Origin of the sequence: Mycobacterium heidelbergense, from assembly GCF_050205645.1 — a bacterium.
Taxonomy (GTDB): domain Bacteria; phylum Actinomycetota; class Actinomycetes; order Mycobacteriales; family Mycobacteriaceae; genus Mycobacterium; species Mycobacterium heidelbergense_A.
Genome location: NZ_JBNMQT010000011.1, coordinates 38,116 through 58,639, shown reverse-complemented (window position 1 = coordinate 58,639; position 20,524 = coordinate 38,116). Strand labels below are relative to the sequence as shown.

The 20,524-nt window shown below is 68.5% G+C and carries 15 protein-coding genes; 12 read left to right on the top strand and 3 right to left on the bottom strand.

Annotated elements, in window-relative coordinates:
- Genes ACQI5H_RS14505 through ACQI5H_RS14490 form a run of 4 tightly spaced genes read left to right on the top strand, consistent with a single transcriptional unit; the run spans window position 1 to window position 7,345 of the window.
- Window positions 1-1,356 carry an FAD-binding protein gene (locus ACQI5H_RS14505; RefSeq protein ID WP_427080057.1) on the top strand — a complete coding sequence of 452 codons (1,356 nt, stop codon included), beginning with the start codon at window positions 1-3 and terminating at the stop codon, window positions 1,354-1,356.
- Window positions 1,357-2,121 carry a decaprenylphospho-beta-D-erythro-pentofuranosid-2-ulose 2-reductase gene (locus ACQI5H_RS14500; protein ID WP_427080056.1) on the top strand — a complete coding sequence of 255 codons (765 nt, stop codon included), beginning with the start codon at window positions 1,357-1,359 and terminating at the stop codon, window positions 2,119-2,121.
- Between the two features lie 2 nt (window positions 2,122-2,123).
- Window positions 2,124-4,079 carry a galactan 5-O-arabinofuranosyltransferase gene (locus ACQI5H_RS14495; RefSeq protein WP_427080055.1) on the top strand — a complete coding sequence of 652 codons (1,956 nt, stop codon included), beginning with the start codon at window positions 2,124-2,126 and terminating at the stop codon, window positions 4,077-4,079.
- Window positions 4,079-7,345, top strand: a complete 3,267-nt coding sequence (locus ACQI5H_RS14490; protein ID WP_427080054.1) for an arabinosyltransferase domain-containing protein — start codon at window positions 4,079-4,081, stop codon at window positions 7,343-7,345. The genes ACQI5H_RS14495 and ACQI5H_RS14490 overlap by 1 nt, the downstream gene beginning before the upstream one ends.
- 6 nt (window positions 7,346-7,351) lie before the next feature.
- Here ACQI5H_RS14490 and ACQI5H_RS14485 read toward each other — a convergent pair whose 3' ends face one another.
- Window positions 7,352-7,702, bottom strand: a complete 351-nt coding sequence (locus ACQI5H_RS14485) for a hypothetical protein (RefSeq protein WP_076114929.1) — start codon at window positions 7,700-7,702, stop codon at window positions 7,352-7,354.
- A gap of 85 nt (window positions 7,703-7,787) precedes the next feature.
- On the opposite strand from ACQI5H_RS14485, the gene ACQI5H_RS14480 reads away from it, so the two are divergent.
- From ACQI5H_RS14480 to ACQI5H_RS14450, 7 genes are all read left to right on the top strand, one after another.
- A complete protein-coding gene (locus ACQI5H_RS14480; RefSeq protein WP_427080053.1) occupies window positions 7,788-8,111 on the top strand; it encodes an ArsR/SmtB family transcription factor in 324 nt (107 codons plus the stop codon).
- Window positions 8,108-8,590, top strand: a complete 483-nt coding sequence (locus ACQI5H_RS14475; RefSeq protein WP_427080052.1) for an SRPBCC family protein — start codon at window positions 8,108-8,110, stop codon at window positions 8,588-8,590. The genes ACQI5H_RS14480 and ACQI5H_RS14475 overlap by 4 nt, the downstream gene beginning before the upstream one ends.
- Window positions 8,587-9,222 (top strand): maleylpyruvate isomerase family mycothiol-dependent enzyme, encoded by a 636-nt coding sequence (locus ACQI5H_RS14470; RefSeq protein ID WP_427080051.1) that lies wholly within the window; start codon window positions 8,587-8,589, stop codon window positions 9,220-9,222. The genes ACQI5H_RS14475 and ACQI5H_RS14470 overlap by 4 nt, the downstream gene beginning before the upstream one ends.
- Before the next feature lie 71 nt (window positions 9,223-9,293).
- Window positions 9,294-12,617, top strand: a complete 3,324-nt coding sequence (locus tag ACQI5H_RS14465; protein WP_427080050.1) for an arabinosyltransferase domain-containing protein — start codon at window positions 9,294-9,296, stop codon at window positions 12,615-12,617.
- Window positions 12,614-15,820, top strand: a complete 3,207-nt coding sequence (gene embB, locus ACQI5H_RS14460; protein WP_427080049.1) for an arabinosyltransferase EmbB — start codon at window positions 12,614-12,616, stop codon at window positions 15,818-15,820. Before ACQI5H_RS14465 ends, embB begins: the two co-directional genes overlap by 4 nt.
- A gap of 104 nt (window positions 15,821-15,924) precedes the next feature.
- Window positions 15,925-16,431: a hypothetical protein gene (locus tag ACQI5H_RS14455; RefSeq protein ID WP_427080048.1), complete on the top strand. Its 507-nt coding sequence runs from the start codon at window positions 15,925-15,927 to the stop codon at window positions 16,429-16,431.
- A gap of 64 nt (window positions 16,432-16,495) precedes the next feature.
- A complete protein-coding gene (locus ACQI5H_RS14450; RefSeq protein WP_427080047.1) occupies window positions 16,496-17,368 on the top strand; it encodes an SGNH/GDSL hydrolase family protein in 873 nt (290 codons plus the stop codon).
- Here the strand turns inward: ACQI5H_RS14450 and ACQI5H_RS14445 are convergent.
- Window positions 17,340-17,918 (bottom strand): dihydrofolate reductase family protein, encoded by a 579-nt coding sequence (locus ACQI5H_RS14445; RefSeq protein WP_427080046.1) that lies wholly within the window; start codon window positions 17,916-17,918, stop codon window positions 17,340-17,342. The two genes, ACQI5H_RS14450 and ACQI5H_RS14445, sit on opposite strands and share 29 nt — an antisense overlap.
- Window positions 17,919-18,013: 95 nt before the next feature.
- Between ACQI5H_RS14445 and ACQI5H_RS14440 the strand changes: the two genes are divergently transcribed.
- The gene (locus ACQI5H_RS14440) at window positions 18,014-18,958 is read left to right on the top strand and encodes an RNA polymerase subunit sigma-70 (RefSeq protein WP_427080045.1); all 945 of its coding nucleotides are present in this window, start codon (window positions 18,014-18,016) and stop codon (window positions 18,956-18,958) included.
- On the opposite strand, the gene ACQI5H_RS14435 is transcribed toward ACQI5H_RS14440, so the two are convergent.
- Window positions 18,955-20,520 (bottom strand): acyl-CoA carboxylase subunit beta, encoded by a 1,566-nt coding sequence (locus ACQI5H_RS14435; protein WP_427080044.1) that lies wholly within the window; start codon window positions 20,518-20,520, stop codon window positions 18,955-18,957. The two genes, ACQI5H_RS14440 and ACQI5H_RS14435, sit on opposite strands and share 4 nt — an antisense overlap.
- Window positions 20,521-20,524 lie beyond the last annotated feature (4 nt).

Genomic DNA, 20,524 nt, shown 5'->3' with positions numbered 1-20,524 from the left:
ATGTTCACCACCAAACGCCTGACGGGCTGGGGTCGCACCGCTCCCTCCGTCGCGACGGTGCTTTCCACCCGGGATGCGGAGGAGATCGCCAAGGCCGTGGCCAACGCGGGCGACCGCGGCGTGATCGCCCGCGGCCTGGGCCGTTCCTACGGCGACAACGCGCAAAACGGTGGCGGGCTGGTGATCGACATGACGCCGCTCAACCGCATCCACTCGATCAGCGCCGACACCCGGCTGGTCGACGCCGACGCCGGCGTCAACCTGGACCAGCTGATGAAGGCGGCGCTGCCGTTCGGACTGTGGGTTCCGGTGCTGCCGGGCACCCGGCAGGTCACCATCGGCGGGGCGATCGCCTGCGACATCCACGGCAAGAACCATCACAGCGCCGGCAGCTTCGGCAACCACGTGCGCAGCATGGAGCTGTTGACCGCCGATGGCGAGATCCGTCACCTCACACCGACCGGTGAGGATTCCGAAGTGTTCTGGGCGACGGTCGGGGGCAATGGCCTGACCGGAATCATCCTGCGGGTCACCATCGAGATGACACCGACGGAGACGGCCTACTTCATCAACGACGGCGACAACACGGCGTCGCTGGACGAGACCGTCGACTTTCACAGCGATGGCAGCGAAGCCAACTACACCTACTCCAGCGCCTGGTTCGACGCCATCAGCCCCCCGCCGAAGTTGGGACGTGCGGCGATCACTCGCGGGCGTCTGGCACTGCGCGACGAGCTTCCCAAGAAGCTGGCCAAGAATCCCCTTAAGTTCGATGCGCCACAACTGATGACGGTGCCCGACGTCTTTCCCAACGGGTTGATGAACAAGCTCACGCTGAGCACCATCGGCGAGTTGTATTACCGGCGAGGTGGCCACTACCGCGGCAAGATCCAGAACCTTACGCAGTTCTATCACCCATTGGATCTGCTGGGTGAATGGAACCGTGGCTACGGCTCAGCCGGTTTCGCGCAATATCAATTCCTGGTGCCGCCATCGGCGGTCGAAGAGTTCAAACAGATCATCCGAGACATTCAAGCCAGCGGTCACTACTCGGCGCTCAACGTCTTCAAACTGTTCGGGGCCGGAAACCAAGCCCCGCTTAGCTTTCCGATCCCCGGCTGGAATGTGTGTCTGGACTTCCCGATGAAGCCCGGCCTCAACGAGTTCCTCAACGAACTCGACCGCCGGGTGCTGGAGTTCGGCGGGCGGGTCTACACCGCCAAGGACTCCCGCGCCACCGCGGAAACCTTTCACGCCATGTATCCGCGCATCGACGAGTGGATCGCCGTGCGCCGCAAGGTCGATCCGCTAGGGGTCTTCGCCTCCGACATGGCCCGACGACTGGAGCTGCTCTAAATGGTGCTCGACGCGGTAGGCAATCCGCAGACCATCCTGCTGCTGGGCGGCACGTCCGAGATCGGGCTGGCCATCTGCGAGCGCTACCTGCAGAACGCGCACGCGCGCATACTGCTGGCCGCCATGCCCGACGACCCGGGCCGCGACGACGCGGTGGCCCAGATGAAGGCCGCGGGTGCGCGGTCGGTGGAGCTGATCGACTTCGAGGCCACCGACACCGAAAGCCACCCCAAGATGATCGAGCAGGCCTTCTCGGGCGGCGATGTGGACGTGGCCATCGTCGCGTTCGGCTTGCTCGGCGACGCCGAAGAACTGTGGCAGAGCCAGCGCAAGGCGGTGCAGATCGCCGAAATCAACTACACGGCAGCGGTTTCAGTGGGCGTCCTGCTGGCCGAGAAGATGCGCGCGCAGGGCTTCGGCCAGATCATCGCGATGAGCACCGTGGCCGGGGAACGGGTGCGACGCTCCAACTTCGTCTACGGCTCCACCAAGGCGGGCCTGGACGGCTTCTACTTGGGCTTGTCAGAAGCGTTGCGCGAGTACGGCGTTCGCGTCCTGGTGATCCGTCCCGGCCAGGTGCGGACTCGGATGAGCGCACACATCAAGGAAGCCCCGTTGACCGTCGACAAGGAGTATGTCGCCAACCTCGCGGTGACCTCGGCCGCCAAAGGTAAGGAATTGGTTTGGGCACCAGCAGCATTCCGTTATGTGATGATGGTGTTGCGACACATCCCGCGGAGCGTCTTCCGCAAGCTGCCAATCTGACCATGCGTAACGCACTGGCCAGCCTCGGCCAGCTGGTCTTGGCCGCGGTGGTGGCCGCGATCGTCTCGGTGGTGTCGCTGATCGCCATCGCCGGGGTCCAGTGGCCGGCCTTTCCGTCGTCGAACCAGCTGCACGCGCTGACCACCGTCGGGCAGGTGGGCTGCCTGGCCGGGCTGATCGGCGTGGGCTGGCTGTGGCGACGCGGCGGTCGCTACCCTCGGCTGCTGGCCCAGCTGGGCGGGGTGGTGTTCGTCTCCGCGTTCTCCGTCGTCACCCTGGGCATGCCGCTGGGCGCCACCAAGCTGTACCTGTTCGGCATCTCCGTCGACCAGCAGTTCCGCACGGAATACCTGACCCGGCTCGCCGACAGCCCCGCCCTGCACGACATGACCTACGTCGGGCTGCCGACGTTCTATCCGCCGGGCTGGTTCTGGATTGGTGGGCGCGTCGCGGCGCTGACCGGCGTGCCGGCCTGGGAGATCTACAAGCCGTGGGCCATCACCTCGATCACCATCGCGGTCGCGGTCGCGTTGGTGCTGTGGTGGCGAATGATCCGCTTCGAGTACGCGTTGATCGTCACCACCGCGACCGCCGCGGTGACGCTGGCGTACAGCTCACCGGAGCCCTATGCCGCGATGATCACCGTGCTGCTGCCGCCGGTGCTGGTGCTGACGTGGTCGGGCCTGCGTGCCGGTGAGCGCGAGCGTGACGCCACAGTCACGTTGGAGGCCGAGCGTGACGGCAGCGTCACGCTCGAGCCGGGGACCCAAGGCTGGGCCGCCGTGATCGGCGCCGGGATCTTCCTGGGCTGGACGGCCACGTGGTACTCGCTGCTGTTCGGCTTCGGCGCCTTCACGATGGCGCTGATGGCCCTGGTGCTGGCCGCCGCGCGGTGGCGGCAACACGGCGTCAGGGCCGCGCTCGACCCGCTGCGCCGGGTGGCCGTCATCGCCGTGATTGCGGCGGCCATCGCCAGCACCACCTGGCTGCCGTTCCTGTTGCGCGCGGCCACCAGCCCAATGAGCAACAGCGGCAGCGCCTTTCACTACCTGCCCGCGGACGGCGCCGAGCTGACCTTCCCGATGCTGCAGTTCTCGCTACTGGGCGCCATCTGCCTGCTGGGCACGCTGTGGCTGGTGGTGCGTGCCCGCACGTCGGTGCGGGCCGCCGCCCTGACGATCGGCGTGGTGGCCGTCTACCTGTGGTCGCTGCTGTCGATGCTGACCACGCTGGCGCGCACCACGCTGCTGTCGTTCCGGTTGCAGCCCACGTTGACTGTGCTGCTGGTCGCCGCGGGCGTGTTCGGCTTCGTGGAAGCCACCCGGTCGCTGGCCGGGCGAAGCCGCGCCGCCGTCCCGGTCGCAGCGGCGATCGGGCTGGCCGCGGCGATCGCGTTCAGCCAGGACATTCCCGATGTGCTGCGGCCGGATCTGACCATCGCTTACACCGACACCGACGGCCACGGCCAGCGCGGCGACCGCCGCCCGCCCAGCTCGGAGAAGTTCTACGCCGACATCGACGCCGCGATCCTGCGCGTCACCGGCAAGCCGCGCGACCAGACCGTGCTGATGACCGCCGACTACAGCTTCCTGTCCTACTACCCCTACTGGGGCTTCCAAGGATTGACGTCGCACTACGCCAACCCGCTGGCGCAGTTCGACCTGCGGGCCGCCCAGATCGAGAAGTGGTCCAAGCTCAAGACCGCCGACGACCTGATCCACGCCCTGGACACCTCGCCCTGGCCGGCACCGACGGTCTTCCTGATGCGCCGCGGCGCCAACGGCAACTACACGCTGCGCCTGGCCGAGGACGTCTACCCCAACCAGCCCAACGTGCGCCGCTACACCGTCGATCTGCGCGCCGCCCTGTTCGACGACCCGCGCTTCGTCGTCCAAACCATCGGCCCGTTTGTGCTGGCCATCCGCAGGCCGGGGGCCCAACCGGTGACGAGCGGCTGATGGCTACCGAGACCTCGCCCGACTTGGCCGAAGAACTACCATCTACCTCCGTGAGCGACACGGGAGCAAACCACCGGATCGCTCGCATCGTTGCCGTCGTCGCCGGTCTGCTGGGGGCGGTGCTGGCAATCGCCACCCCGGTCCTGCCGGTCAACCAGACCACCGCCCAGCTCAACTGGCCGCAGAACGGCACGTTCGAGAGCGTCGAAGCGCCGTTGATCGGCTATGTGGCCACCGAACTGAACGTCAGCGTGCCGTGCGCGGCCGCCGCCGGATTGACCGGACCGCAGAACGCCGGCAAGACGGTGCTGTTGTCGACGGTGCCCAAGCAGGCCCCGAAGGCCGTCGACCGCGGGCTGCTCATCCAGCGCGCCAACGACGAGCTGGTGCTCGTGGTCCGCAATGTCCCGGTCGTCACGGCCCCGTTGAGCCAGGTGTTCAGCCCCGCCTGCCAGCGGCTGACCTTCACCGCGCACGCGGAGCGGGTCACGGCGGAATTCGTCGGGCTGACGCAGGGGCCCAACACCGAGCATCCAGGCTCACCGCTGCGCGGCGAGAAGAGCGGGTATGACTTCCGGCCGCAGATCGTCGGGGTGTTCACCGACCTGGCCGGGCCGACGCCGCCGGGACTGAGCTTCTCGGCGACCGTCGACACCCGCTACAGCAGCAGCCCCACCCCGCTGAAACTAGCCGCGATGATCCTCGGGGTGGTGTTGACGGCCGCGGCGCTGATCGCGCTCTACGTCCTCGACAGCGCCGACGGCACCCGGCACCGGCGCTTCCTACCGCCGCGGTGGTGGTCGATCGGCGGCCTGGACGCCCTGGTCATCGCGGTGCTGGTGTGGTGGCACTTCGTCGGCGCCAACACGTCGGACGACGGCTACATCCTGACGATGGCCCGGGTGTCCGAGCATGCCGGCTACATGGCGAACTACTACCGATGGCTGGGCACGCCGGAGGCGCCGTTCGGCTGGTATTACGACCTGCTCGCGGTGTGGGCGCACGTCAGCACCACCAGCGTGTGGATGCGCCTGCCCACCCTGGTCATGGCGCTGACGTGCTGGTGGGTGATCAGCCGCGAGGTCATCCCCCGGCTGGGCCATGCCGTCAAGCGCAGCAGGGCCGCGGCGTGGACCGCGGCGGGCATGTTCCTGGCGACGTGGCTGCCGCTCGACAACGGGCTGCGCCCCGAGCCGATCATCGCCCTGGGCATCCTGCTCACCTGGTGTTCGGTGGAGCGCGCGGTGGCCACCAACCGGCTGCTGCCCGTGGCGATCGCCTGCATCATCGGCGCCTTGACGCTCTTCTCCGGGCCCACCGGCATCGCGTCCATCGGCGCCCTGCTGGTCGCGATCGGGCCGTTGCGAACCATCGTGCATCGCCGGTCCAAGCGTTTCGGCGCGCTGCCACTGCTGGCGCCGATCGCCGCCGCGGTCACCGTCACCGTGATCCTGATCTTCCGCGATCAGACCCTGGCCGGCGAGATGCAGGCCACCGCCCTCAAGCGCGCCCTGGGGCCCAGCCTCAGCTGGTTCGACGAGCACATCCGCTACGAGCGCCTGTTCATGGCCAGTCCCGACGGGTCGGTCGCGCGCCGCTTCGCCGTACTGGCGCTGGTTCTCGCGCTCGGCATCACGGTGGCAATGTCGTTGCGCAAGGGGCGAATTCCGGGCACGGCCGCCGGACCGAGCCGGCGCATCGTCGGCATCACCATCATCTCGTTCGTGGCGATCATGTTCACTCCCACCAAGTGGACGCACCACTTCGGGGTGTTCGCCGGGCTGGCCGGATCCCTGGGGGCGCTGGCCGCGGTGGCGGTGACGTCCGTCGCGATGCGTTCGCGCCGCAACCGAACCGTGTTCGCCTCCGTGGTGCTGTTCTTGGTGGCGTTGTCGTTCGCCAGCGTCAACGGCTGGTGGTATGTCTCCAATTTCGGTGTGCCATGGTCGAATTCGTTCCCGCAATGGCATTACGCCTTCGCCACCACGCTGCTCGGGCTGACCGTGCTGGTGCTGCTGCTGGCCGCGTGGTTCCACTTCGTCGCGCCGGACTCCTTGCGGACCCAAGCGCCCCCCAGTAATCGAGTGGCCGCAATCATTCAGTCCCCCTTGGCAATTGCCGCGTGGGTGCTGGTGGTTTTCGAGGTGGCATCGTTGACCCTGGCGATGACCGCCCAGTATCCGGCATGGTCGGTGGGGCGGTCCAATCTCGAGGCACTGACCGGCAAGTCCTGCGGCCTGGCCGAGGACGTACTGGTCGAGGAGGACCCCAACGCCGGCATGCTGGCACCGGTGACGGGCCCGGTCGCCGACGCCCTGGGGGCCGGACTGTCGGAAGCGTTCACGCCCAACGGCATTCCCGCCGACGTCCGCGCCGACCCGGTGATGGAACGCCCCGGCGACCGCAGTTTCGTCACCGACGAAGAGAAGGGCACCACCAACCAGGCCGGCACCGAGGGCGGCACCAGCGCCGCACCGGGAATCAACGGCTCCCGCGCCCAGCTGCCCTACAACTTGGATCCCGCGCGCACGCCGGTGTTGGGCAGCTGGAAGTCCGGCATCCAGGTGCCCGCCCGGCTGCGGTCGGCGTGGTACCGACTTCCCGCGCGCGACCAGGCGGGACCGCTGCTGGTGGTGTCGGCGGCGGGCCGGTTCGACCCGCGCGAGGTGCAGTTGCAGTGGGCCACCGACGACGGGGCGGCGAGCGGACACCCCGGCGGATCGTTCCAGTTCTCCGACGTCGGCGCGTCGCCAGCGTGGCGTAACTTGCGGCTGCCGATGTCGTGGATTCCGCGCAATGCCACCCAGATTCGCCTGGTCGCCGACGACGAGGATCTCGCGCCGCAGCACTGGATCGCGGTCACGCCGCCGCGGATTCCGCAGCTGCGCACGCTGCAGGAAGTGGTGGGCTCGCACGACCCGGTGTTCCTGGACTGGCTGGTCGGTCTCGCGTTTCCGTGCCAGCGGCCGTTCGGCCATCAAAACGGTGTCGACGAAACGCCGAAATGGCGGATCCTGCCGGACCGGTTCGGCGCCGAGGCGAACTCACCGGTCATGGACAACAACGGGGGCGGCCCGCTGGGCGTCACCGAGCTGTTGGTCAAGGCGACCACGGTGGCCAGTTACCTGAAGGACGACTGGTCCAGGGACTGGGGCAGTTTGCAGCGGCTGACGCCCTATTACCCCAACGCCCAGGCCGCCCGCCTGCAGTTGGGCACGGCGACGCGCGGCGGCCTGTGGAGCCCGGCGCCGCTGCGCAGGGGTTAGCGCGCATTACAGCCCGGGCAGGCAGTTGATGAACGGTATGCACGGCGGCGACGGCGGCCGCGGCGGCGGAAACCCTTCGATGATCGTCGAATTGGTCACCGGGCTGTTCTGATCGAAATACCAAGGGTGACAGGCGTTTCTGTCCCAGTCCGGCATGTTCTTCATCACCGGCGAACCCGGGCACCATTGGTAGGTGCAGCTGTTCGTCGGGCTAGGTACCGTGCCGCCGTCCTGGCACACCATCGGGGCGGGCTGGGCGTGGCCGGTTCCCGCCGTCAGGCCCAACCCGACGACGGCGAAGCCGCCCGAGAGCAACGCCCCCGCGAGCATCCGGTTCATGTTGTGAGAAATGTTCATGCCGCGAGTGCATCCGGTCAAGGTTGCTACCGATCCCAAATCAGGTATTGAAGCCGGACCATCGGTAAGCCTAGACTTACGGTTCGTGGTCACTTACCAAGCCGGTGGCGATGCCTGGCTGGCGCTGGCGGATCGAACGCGACGGGCGATTGTCGAGCGCCTAGCGCATGGCCCCGCGGCGGTCGGCGAACTGGCGCGCGACCTACCGGTCAGCCGGCCGGCCGTTTCGCAGCACCTCAAAGTGCTCAAATGCGCCGGGCTGGTGCGTGACCGCGCGGCGGGAACCCGGCGCGTCTATCAGCTCGACCCGACCGGCCTCGAGGCGTTGCGCGCCGACCTGGACCGGTTCTGGACGCGGGCGCTGGCCAACTACGCGAAGGCCGTTGAGATCGAAGGAGATGCTTCATGACCCGAACCCCGAGCATCCGGCACCACGTCGTCGTCAACGCCGGGATCGAGCGCGCGTTCGCCGTCTTCACCGAGCGGTTCGGCGACTTCAAGCCGCGCGAGCACAACCTGCTGGCCGTCCCGATCGCCGAGACGGTATTCGAGCCCCACGCCGGCGGGCACATCTATGACCGCGGGGTCGACGGCAGCGTGTGCCAATGGGCGCGCGTACTGGTCTACGAGCCTCCCAGCCGCCTGGTGTTCAGCTGGGACATCGGCCCGACCTGGCAGCTCGAACCGGATCACTCGAACACCAGTGAGGTCGAGGTGCACTTCACCGCGGAGTCCGACCAGCGCACCCGCGTCGACCTCGAGCACCGCCACCTGGACCGGCACGGTGCGGGCTGGCAGTCGCTCGCCGAGGGAGTCGACGGCGACGCGGGCTGGCCGCTCTATCTGGCTCGCTACGTCGGCCTCTTCGCCGCCGGGGTGCGGCGATGACTGGGGCCCAGTCCCTGATGAGCATGGCCCGCGCCGAACGGGCCGATCTCGCGGACTTCCTGGCCACCCTGACCCCGGCGGACTGGGAGGCCCCCACCCTGTGTTCCAAGTGGACCGTCAAAGACGTTGTCGCGCATGTGATCAGCTACGAAGAGCTCGGCACCCTCGGCCTGCTGAAGCGCTTCGCGAAGGGCTGGATCGTGCGGGCCAACCAGGTGGGTGTCGACGAATTCACGGCGCTGAGCCCGCAACAACTGCTGGAGTTTCTGCGCGCTCACCTCGAACCACGTGGATTGACAGCAGGTTTCGGCGGCATGATCGCTCTCGTCGACGGCACGATCCATCACCAAGACATCCGGCGCTCGCTGGGGCGGCCGCGCACCATCCCGGTGGATCGGCTCGAGAGGGTTCTCGGCCTGGTGCCCGGCAATCCCAGACTGGGCGCCGGACGCCGGATCCGGGGATTGCGACTCCGCGCCACCGACGTCGACTGGGCGCATGGCCGCGGCCCCGAGGTGACCGGCACCGGCGAAGCCTTGCTGATGGCGATGTCCGGCCGCCGCGCGGCGCTGGCAGACCTCGACGGCCCCGGCCGCGCCACGCTGGCCGCTCGACTCGGGGCGCCGGCGTAGCGCTATTTACAAGCCGTCATCCCCGCGTCCGTCGCCGGGGTCCATAGCGCCGTCCCCTACGATCGAGCCTCGTGCCCCACGACGGTAGTCAGCGATCGCAGCGGACCCCGCGGTTGATCGCCGCCGTCGCGGGCCTCGTGGGTCTACTGTTGTGCGTCGTCGTTCCGTTGCTGCCGGTCAAGCAGACGACGGCGACCGTCCTGTGGCCGCAGGGCAGCGCGGACGGTCACGTCACGCAGATCACCGCGCCGCTGGTGTCCGGCGCGCCGCGGGCTCTCGACATCTCCATCCCCTGCCCGGCGATCGCCACGTTGCCCGCCGACGGCGGCCTGGTGCTGTCGACCCTGCCGGCCGGCGGGGTGGACGCCGGCAAGAACGGGCTCTTCGTGCGGGCCAACAAGGACACCGTCGTCGTTGCGTTCCGGGACACAGTGGCCGCGGTCGCACAGCGCTCGGCGATCGCCGCGGGCGCCTGCAGCGTGCTGCACATCTGGGCCGACGCCGGGGTTGCCGGCGCGGATTTCGTCGGCATCCCCGGCGCCTCGGGACTGCTGCCGTCGGAAAAGAAGCCGCAGGTCGGCGGGATCTTCACCGACATGAAAGTGCCCGCACAGCCCGGGCTGTCGGCCCGCATCGACGTCGACACCCGCTTCATCACGGCGCCCACGCTTATCAAGACGGTGGCGATGGTCGTGGGCGCGCTGGCGGTGCTCGTCGCCATCCTGGCGATGGCGATCCTGGACCGGCGCAGCCGCGACGACACACTGATCAACTGGCGCTCGCCGATCGCGTGGCTGTCGCGGTACCGGCCGCGCGCGCAGTGGGCGACGTGGTGGCGGGTGGGCGCCGCGACGTGGCTGGCTGACGCCGGGGTCATCGGGACCCTGCTGCTCTGGCATGTCATCGGCGCCACCTCGTCCGACGACGGCTACAACCTGACCATCGCCCGCGTCGCGCCGAAGGCCGGCTACGTCGCCAACTACTACCGGTACTTCGGCACCACGGACGCGCCGTTCGACTGGTATCTCGCGGTGCTGTCCAAACTGGCGTCGGTCAGCACCGCCGGCGTGTGGATGCGGCTGCCGGCCCTGCTGGCCGGGATCGTCTGCTGGCTGATCATCGGTCACTGGGTGCTGCGACGGCTGGGCCCCGCGCGGGGCGGCCTGGCCGCCAACCGGGTGGCGGTGTTGACCGCGGGCGTGGTGTTTCTGGCCGCGTGGCTGCCGTTCAACAACGGCCTGCGGCCCGAGCCGCTGATCGCGCTCGGCGTGCTGATCACCTGGATGCTGGTGGAGCGCGCCATCGCGCTGGGGCGGCTGGCCCCCGCCGCGGTCGCGATCATCGTCGCAATGCTGACCGTGACGCTGGCGCCGCAGGGCCTGATCGCCGTCGCCGCGTTGCTCACCGGCGCCCGGGCCATCGCCCGCACGATCCGTCGGCGCCGGGCGACCGACGGCCTGCTGGCGCCGCTGCTGGTGCTCGGCGCCTCGCTGTCGCTGATCACCCTGGTGGTGTTCCGCAGCCAAACGCTGGCCACGGTGGCCGAATCGGCACGCATCAAATACAAGGTCGGTCCGACGATCGCGTGGTATCAGGACTTCCTGCGCTACTACTTCCTGACCGTGGAATCCAATCCCGACGGGTCGATGTCGCGGCGATTCGCCGTGCTGGTGATGCTGCTCTGCCTGTTCGGCGGGCTGGTGGTGCTGCTGCGGCGCGGCGGGGTGCCGGGTCTGGCCAGCGGCCCGGCGTGGCGACTGATCGGAACCACCGCGGTCGGCCTGCTGCTGCTGCATTTCACGCCGACGAAGTGGGCCGTGCAGTTCGGTGCGTTCGCCGGACTGGCCGGCGCGCTCGGCGCGCTCGCCGCGTTCACTTTCATGCGGATCGGCCTGCACAGCCGGCGGAACCTGACGCTCTACGTCACCGCGCTGCTGTTCGTGCTGGCGTGGGCGACGTCGGGCATCAACGGCTGGTTCTACGTCGGCAACTACGGGGTGCCGTGGTACGACATCCAGCCGGTCATCGCGAGCCACCCGGTGACGTCGATGTTTTTGACCTTGTCGATCCTGACCGGCTTGCTGGCCGCTTGGTATCACTTCCGCATGGACTACGCCGGGCACACCGAGGTCAAGGACAACCGGCGCAACCGCGTGCTGGCCTCCACCCCGCTGCTGGTGGTCGCGACGATCATGGTCGTCGGCGAGGTCGCCTCGCTGGCCAAGGGCGCGGCGATCCGCTACCCCCTCTACACCACCGGCAAGGCCAACCTGGCCGCGATCACCTCGGGCCTCTCGCCGACCAGTTGCGCCATGGCCGACGACGTGCTGGCCGAGCCCGATCCCAATGCCGGTCTGCTGCAACCTGTTCCGGGACAGAGCTTCGGCCCCGACGGCCCGCTCGGGGGCGCCAAGCCGGTCGGCTTCAAGCCCGAGGGCGTGGGCGACGACCTGCAGTCCGACCCGGTGGTGAGCAAGCCCGGGGTGGTCAACTCCGACGCCTCGCCCAACAAGCCCAACGTCGCCTACAGCGACTCCGCGGGCACCGCGGGCGGCAAGGGTCCGGTCGGGGTGAACGGTTCGCACGCGGCGCTGCCGTTCGGCCTGGATCCGGCCCGCACCCCGGTGATGGGCAGCTACGGCGAGAACACGCTCGCCGCCACCGCCACGTCGTCGTGGTACCAACTGCCGCCGCGCACCGCGGACCGGCCGCTCGTGGTGGTCTCGGCCGCGGGCGCAATCTGGTCGTACAAGGAGGACGGCACCTTTACCTACGGCCAGTCGCTGAAACTGCAGTGGGGCGTCAGCCGTCCCGACGGCACCACCCAGCCGCTCGGTGAGGTGTATCCGATCGACTTCGGGCCGCAGCCGGCGTGGCGCAACCTGCGCTTCCCGTTGACGTGGGCGCCGCCGGAGGCCAATGTCGCGCGCATCGTCGCCTACGACCCGAACCTGAGTTCCGAGCAGTGGTTCGCGTTCACGCCGCCGCGGGTCCCGGTGCTCGAAACCCTGCAGCAGCTGATCGGATCGCAGGCGCCGGTACTGATGGACATCGCCACCGCCGCCAACTTCCCGTGCCAGCGGCCCTTCTCGGAACACCTTGGCGTTGCGGAACTTCCGCGCTACCGCATCCTGCCCGAGCGTAAACAGACGGCGGTGTCGTCGAACCTGTGGCAGTCCAGCGAGGCCGGCGGTCCGTTCCTGTTCCTGCAGGCAATGCTGCGCACCTCGACGATCTCGACCTACCTGCGCGGCGACTGGTACCGGGACTGGGGATCGGTCGAGCAGTACTACCCGCTGGTGCCGACGCAGCAGGCGCCCGACGCCGTCGTCGAACAGGGTGTGATCACAGTGCACGGCTGGAGCCGGCAAGGACCGATTAGGGCCCTCCCATGAGCGCGACCACCGTTGACAGCAATGTCCGGGTGACGCGCTGGGTCGCGACGATCGCCGGGCTGATCGGGTTCATCCTGTCGGTCGCGACACCGCTGCTGCCCGTCGTGCAGACCACCGCGACGCTGAACTGGCCGCAAAACGGCCAGCTGAATAACGTTACGGCGCCGTTGATTTCGCTGAACCCGGTCGATGCGACGGCAACCGTGCCGTGCTCGGTGGTGCGCGACCTGCCGCCCGAGGGCGGGGTCGTGCTGAGCACCGCTCCCAAGAAGGGCAAGGACGCAGCGCTCAATGCGTTGTTCGTCGTCGTCAACGGCCAGCGCGTCGACGTCACCGACCGCAACGTGGTGATCGCCAGCGTGTCCCGGGATCAGGCCGCGTCGCCGCAATGCCAGCGCATCGAGGTCACCTCCACACGCGCCGGCACCTTCGCAACCTTCGTCGGGTTGACCGACGCCGCGGGCAAGCCGGCGGGCGGCGGTTTCGCCGATCCCAACCTGCGCCCGCAGATCGTCGGGGTGTTCACCGATCTGAGTGGTCCCGCCCCGCCGGGGCTGCGGCTGTCGGCGACGATCGACACCCGCTTTTCCACCACGCCGACGACGCTGAAGTTGCTTGCGATGGTGCTGGCGATCGTGTCGACGATCGTCGCGCTGATCGCGCTGTGGCGCCTGGACCAGCTGGACGGCCGCCGGATGCGGCGCTGGATCCCCACCCGATGGCGCAAGTTCACGCTCGTGGACGCCGCGGTGATATTCGGGTTCCTGCTGTGGCACATCATCGGCGCGAACTCCTCCGACGACGGCTACATCCTGGGCATGGCCCGGGTCGCGGACCACGCCGGCTATATGTCCAACTACTTCCGTTGGTTCGGCAGCCCGGAGGATCCGTTCGGCTGGTACTACAACCTGCTGGCGTTGATGACCCACGTCAGCGACGGCAGCCTGTGGATGCGGTTGCCCGATCTCCTCGCGGGGCTGGCGTGTTGGCTGCTGTTGTCGCGTGAGGTGCTGCCGCGATTGGGGCCGGCGGTGACGTCCAGCACGGCCGCGAACTGGGCGGCGGGAATGGTGCTGCTGACGGCGTGGATGCCGTTCAACAACGGCCTGCGCCCCGAGCCGATCATCGCGCTCGGTTCGCTGCTCACCTGGGTGCTGATCGAGCGGTCGATGTGCGCCTCGCGGTTGACGCCGGCGGCGCTGGCGGTGGTGACCGCCGCGTTCACGCTGGGGGTGCAGCCCACCGGGCTGATCGCGGTGGCCGCGCTGGTCGCCGGTGGCCGCCCGATCCTGCGCATCTTGGTCCACCGCCATCGCGTGGTCGGTACCTGGCCGCTGGTGGCCCCGATGCTGGCAGCCGGGTTCGTGATCCTCACCGTGGTGTTCGCCGACCAGACCCTCGCAACGGTGTTGGAAGCCACCAGGATTCGCACCGCGATCGGGCCCAGCCAGGCCTGGTACACCGAGAACCTGCGCTACTACTACCTGATCCTGCCGACCGTCGACGGTTCGTTGTCGCGCCGCTTCGGTTTCCTGATCACCGCGCTGAGCCTGTTCACGGCGGTGTTCATCATGTTGCGGCGCAAGCGGATTCCCGGTGTCGCCCGCGGACCGGCGTGGCGGCTGATGGGCGTCATCTTCGCCACCATGTTCTTCCTGATGTTCACGCCGACCAAGTGGGTGCACCACTTCGGGCTGTTCGCCGCGGTGGGCGCGGCGATGGCGGCGCTGGCCACCGTGCTGGTGTCACCGTCGGTGTTGCGCTGGTCGCGCAACCGGATGGCGTTCCTGGCCGCCGTGCTGTTCCTGATGGCGTTGTGCTTCGCCACCACCAACGGTTGGTGGTACGTCTCCAGCTACGGCGTGCCGTTCAACAGCATCATGCCGAAGATCGCTGGAATCAGCATCAGCACAATCTTTTTCATCCTGTTCGCCATCGCCGCGCTCTACGCGGTCTGGTTACACTTCGCGTCCAGGAGCCATGGCGAAGGCCGGCTGGCCCGGGCGTTGACGACCGCGCCGATCCCGATCGCGGCCGGCTTCATGGCGCTGGTGTTCGTCGCGTCGATGGTGGCCGGGATCGTGCGCCAATACCCCACCTACTCCAACGCCTGGGACAACCTGCGCGAGTTCGCCGGCGGCTGCGGCCTGGCCGACGATGTGCTCGTCGAGCCGGACAGCAACGCCGGCTTCATGGCGCCCCTGCCGGGCAACTCGGGTTCTTGGGGCCCCTTGGGCCCCTTGGGCGGGGTCAACCCGGTCGGGTTTACGCCCGACGGGGTGCCGGAACACACTGTGGCCGAGGCGATTCGGATGACGCCCAACCAGCCCGGCACGGACTACGACTGGGACGCGCCGACGAAGCTGGCCACGCCGGGCGTCAACGGGTCGGTGGTACCGCTGCCCTACGGGCTCGACCCCGCCCGGGTGCCGCTCGCCGGCAGCTACACCACCGGTGCGCAACAGCAGAGCAGGCTGACGTCGGCGTGGTACCAGCTGCCCAAGCCGGACGACGGGCATCCCCTGGTTGTGGTGACGGCCGCGGGCAAGATCGCCGGAAACAGTGTGCTGCATGGTCATACCACCGGGCAGACGGTGGTGCTGGAATACGGCATGCCCGGCCCTGGCGGCGACGTCGTGCCCGCCGGCAGGCTGGTGCCGTACGACCTCTACGGCGAACAGCCGAAGGTGTGGCGCAACCTGCGCTTCGCGCGGTCACAGATGCCCGCCGGCGCGGTTGCGGTCCGGGTGGTGGCCGAGGACCTGTCGCTGACGCCGGAGGACTGGATCGCGGTGACGCCGCCGCGGGTGCCCGAGCTGCGCTCGCTGCAGGAGTACGTCGGCTCGTCGCAGCCCGTGCTGCTGGACTGGGCGGTCGGGCTTGCCTTCCCCTGCCAGCAGCCGATGCTGCATGTCAACGGCGTCACCGAAATCCCGAAGTTCCGGATCACCCCGGACTACACGGCCAAGAAGATGGACACCGACACGTGGGAGGACGGCACCAACGGCGGGCTGCTGGGCATCACCGACTTGCTGTTGCGGGCCCACGTGATGTCGACCTATCTGTCCCATGACTGGGGCCGCGACTGGGGTTCGTTGCGCAAGTTCGACACCATTGCCGACGCCCATCCCGCGGAGCTCGACCTGGGCACCGCGACCCGCACGGGATGGTGGTCGCCCGGCGAGATCCGCATCAAGCCCTGATTGACGGTCCAGTAATCGCGGGCCGGGGGTTTAATTTCGGCCCGCTGCGGTCAATACTTATTTCCCTTGTGAGCTGGCCAACATATGCGGGAAAAGGTGACCCAATGCACACACTGACTCGTCTGGGCGCGTGCGCGGCAACGCTGGGCGTGATGATCACTCCCGCGACGACGTTTGCAATGGTCAAGGCCGCCGCCGAGAGCGGCACCAGGGTCGGCCTGATGGCCGATCTCCGCCGGTGCGATTTCAGCCTGGTGGTCAACGGGCCTCCCGTGCAGCGCCCGAGGCTCGGCAGCGGCTCGGTCCTGATAACCAGGGCCGGGTCAAAAGCGATCGCCCAAGTGCAACTGGCGGACCCAGCCCAGCCGGGCACGCATTTCGATGTCGGCCTGATTCAGGAACCCCTGCCGTCGATGGCTACGTGCGGGCCCGGGGATCCCGGCACCGCCTTTACCGGAATGGACACCGACGGGGCCGGCAATGCGACGGTGACGATTCAGGACACCATTCGGCAGGGCACCACCGGAGTCTGGGTGATCATCGAGCGGGGTGATCCGCACTCGCAGAACCCGGCCGAGTACTACACCTCCGAGTACCTGGTACCCGTATAGGCCGGCGCGCAACGGCCGCCGGGGGTGCCATGGCGCCCCAACGCGGGATGAAACACTGGGGCATATGCTCTCGACGCGCCTGTGCCTCGCATCGCTGGTCGGTGCCGCGGCGGTCGCTTGCGCCGGACCCCACGCGGCCACCCCGCCGCTTGGCCGGCTGAACTATGTGGCGCTGGGCGACTCGATGGCCGCCGCGCCCGGCGTGCCGGACCCCGCACCTCCCACCGGATGCCGCAAGTCGACCAACGACTACCCGTCGGTGCTCGCGCGGCGGCTCGGCGCGACCGGGTTCACCGACGTCACCTGCAGCGGCGCGATCACCGAGGACATCACCGATCACGCACAAGAGACCAAGGATGGGATGGTCGGACGCCAGATCGACGCGGTCCGCGCGGCCACCGACCTGATCACCATCACCATCGGGGCCAATGACGTCGGGCTGGCCGCCGACGCGGAAGGGTGCGAGGTCAAATCGCCCAACCCCGCGCCGTGCACCGAGGATTTCGTCTCCGGTGCGGTCGACCGGATTTCGGCGGCGATCGACGGGCATGTCCGCGGGTGGAGCATGCTGATCGACCAGGTCCGCGCCGAGGCGCCGAAGGCGCGGATCGTCTTGGTGGGGTACGGGACCCTGATCCGGCCCGGTGGCTGCTTTCCCGGGCAGCCGGTGTTGCCGCACGACTCCGACTACCTGCAGGCCAAATTCAACGAACTCGACGACCGGCAACGTCAGCTGGCCGCCGACAAGGGGATCGAGTACTTCGACACCAGGCCGATGTTCCAGGGCCACGACATCTGCGCCCCGCCCGGCGATCGCTACGTTTCCGGATATGGGGTGACCGACCCAGCGGTTCCCTTGCACCCCACCGCTTTTGGCGCGACGGCTGTGGGCGACGCGCTGGCCGGCTTCATCGGCCCGGCCGGCGCTCGTAGGTGAGCAGCACCAGGCCGTCGCCGACCGTGCGGACGTCGACGAGGCGCAGGTGTTTCGTGCCGCCGGTGTCGCCGAAAGGGCGATCGCCGGCGCCGAGCACGAACGGGAAGACCATCAATCGCAACTCGTCGACCAGGTCGTGTTCCACCAACGCGTGCACCAGCCGCAAGCTCCCATAGACGACGATGTCCCCGTTGACGTTTCGGCGCAAAGCGGTGACCTCGCGCAGTGGGTCGCCCGTCAGCACCGTCGTGTTGTTCCACTGCGGGTCGTGCAGGGTCGTCGACACCACGTGCTTGGGCAGGCTGTTCAATCGGTCGGCCCACGGGCCGGTGCGCGACGGCCAGCGCGCGGCGAAGAACTCATAGGTCCGCCGGCCCAGCAGCAGGGCCTCGGCGCCCAGCGCCTCGCCGAGTTCGACCCCGGCCCACGCGTCGTGGTCGCGTTCGTCGATCTGGCCGAACCAGCCGCCGGCCCCGAAGCCCTCGTCGCCGGTCGGGTCCTGCCCGACTCCATCGAGCGAGACGTTCTCGCTGACGATGATCTTTCCCATCCTTGACCTCCAGTCGGTGTTGTCGGCTACCACTAATGGAGACACCGCCCCGTGCGCCGTCGGGTCGGTGTCTATACGGATGGAGGTGACGCGAGGTGGTGGTCGGCGATCCGTACCGGGAGCTGATCGAGCCGTACCGCCGGGAGCTGCTGGTGCATTGCTACCGGATGCTGGGATCACTGCAGGATGCCGAGGACGCCCTGCAGGACACGCTGCTGGCCGCGTGGCAAGGACTGGCGGGGTTTGAGGGACGCTCCTCGCTGCGCACCTGGCTCTACCGGATCGCCAACAACCGCTGCCTCAACGCCCGTCGTTCGGCGAGCCGGCGCGCGGCCAAGGAGTGGGACGTGCCCAATGTCGAACCGCCCGAGCCCAGCCGTCTCGGGGAAGTCGTCTGGCTCGAGCCATTTCCCGACGGGCCGGAGGCTCGCTACGAGCAGACCGAAGCGATCTCACTGGCTTTCATTGCCGCCCTTCAGGTTCTGCCGCCTCGTCAGGTCGCGGTGCTGGTGCTGCGCGACGTCCTCGGATTCGACACGAGCGAGGTGGCCGACATGCTCGACGCCAGCGTCGAATCGGTCAAGAGCGCCCTCAAGCGGGCGCGTGCCGGGCTTCGGCGCAGCCTGACGACCGCCGGCGAACCCCCACCGGCCCGCGGCTCGCCCGCCGAGGACGCGATCGTGGCGAAGTTCGTCCGCGCGTGGGAGTCGGCCGACCTCGATGCACTGGTGGCCCTGCTGACCGACGACGTGTTCATGTCGATGCCGCCGATGCCGTTCGAATACGAGGGACGCGACGTCGTGGTCCGCTTCTGCGCGGCCCTGTTCGACGCGGGCCGCCGGTTCGACCTCGTGCCCACCCGCGCCAACGGTCAGCCGGCGTTCGGCGCCTACCTGCGCACGCCCACCGGGATCAGCCACGGCGTCGGCCTGTATGTCCTGGGCCTCGCCGGCGAGCGCATCCGCGCGATGACCCGCTTCGACAACAGCGTGCTCGCGAAGTTCGGCCTGCCGCGGTCGATTGCGCGCGAGGAACGTTAAACCGGGATCAGCCCGTGCTTACGTGCGGTGCGGAACCACAGTTGCTTGTCCCGCAACAGATGCAGCGACCTGCGCAGCAGCAGCCTGGTCTGGTGCGGGTCGATGACCGCATCGATGAATCCGCGCTCGGCGGCGGTCCACGGGATCGCCATGTTGAGGTTGTAACCCTCGATGAAGTCCTTCTTGATCTGCTGTGCCTCGGGGATGGTCGGGTCGGGGAACCGCTTCATCAGCAGCTGCGCGGCCCCCTCGGCGCCGATCACCGCGATGCGCGCGGTCGGCCAGGCGAAGTTGAAGTCGGCGGTCAGCTGCCGCGATCCCATGACGGCGTAGGCGCCGCCGTAGGACTTGCGCACGGTGATGGTGACCTTCGGCACGTCGGCCTCGACGACCGAGTACAGGAACCGGCCGCCGCGCTTGATGATGCCGTTCTTCTCCTGCTCGGCGCCCGGCAGGAAGCCGGGTGTGTCCACGACGAAAACCAGCGGGATGTTGAACGCGTCGCAGAACCGGATGAATCGCGCGGCCTTGTCGGAGGCCTCGTTGTCGATCGACCCGGACAGATGCATGGGCTGGTTGGCGATCACGCCCACCGGTCGCCCGTCGACCCGGGCGTACCCGGTGATGATGGCCGGCCCGTGTTGCGCGGCGACGTCTAGGAAGTCACCGTCGTCGAAGATGCGCAGCAGGATCTCGTGCATGTCGTAGGCCATGTTGTCCGAGTCCGGCACGATCGAGTCGAGCTCCAGATCGGTCGGGGTGGTCTCCGGCTCGAGGCCGGGGTTCACGATCGGCGGCTCGCCGACGGCGCTCGACGGCAGGAACGACAGGAAGTCGCGCACGTACTGGAACGCCTCGGCCTCGGAGTCGACCACCTGGTGGATGTTGCCGTAGCGGGCCTGTGCGTCGGAGCCGCCGAGCTCGTCGAGGGTGACCTCCTCGCCGGTGACTTCCTGGATCACGTCGGGCCCGGTCACGAAGAAGTAGCCCTGGTCGCGCACCGAGACCAGCAGGTCGTCCTGGATCGGCGAATACACCGCTCCCCCAGCGCATTTGCCGAAGATGAGGGAGATCTGCGGCACCAGTCCGGACAGCGCCTCGTGGCGGCGGCCCAGTTCGGCGTACCACGCCAACGAGGTGACCGCGTCCTGAATCCGGGCACCACCCGAGTCCTGGATGCCGATGATCGGGCAACCGACCATCGCGCACCATTCCATCAGCCGGGCGACCTTGCGGCCGAACATCTCACCGACGGTGCCCTGGAACACCGTCTGGTCGTGCGAGAACACCCCGACTGGCCGGCCGTCAATCATGGCGTGTCCGGTGACGCACCCATCGCCGTAGAGCGCGTTCGGGTCGTTCGGCGTTTTGGCCAGCGCCCCGGTCTCCAGGAACGTGCCCGGATCGACCAGCGCGTGCACGCGGGCGCGGGCGCTGGGGATGCCCTTTTTGTCGCGCTTGGCGACGGCCTTCTCGCCGCCGGGCTCTTTGGCCAATTCCAGGCGACGGTGGAGCTCGGCCAGCTTCTCCGCGGTGGTGTGCTGGATGGGAGCTGGCGCCATCTCC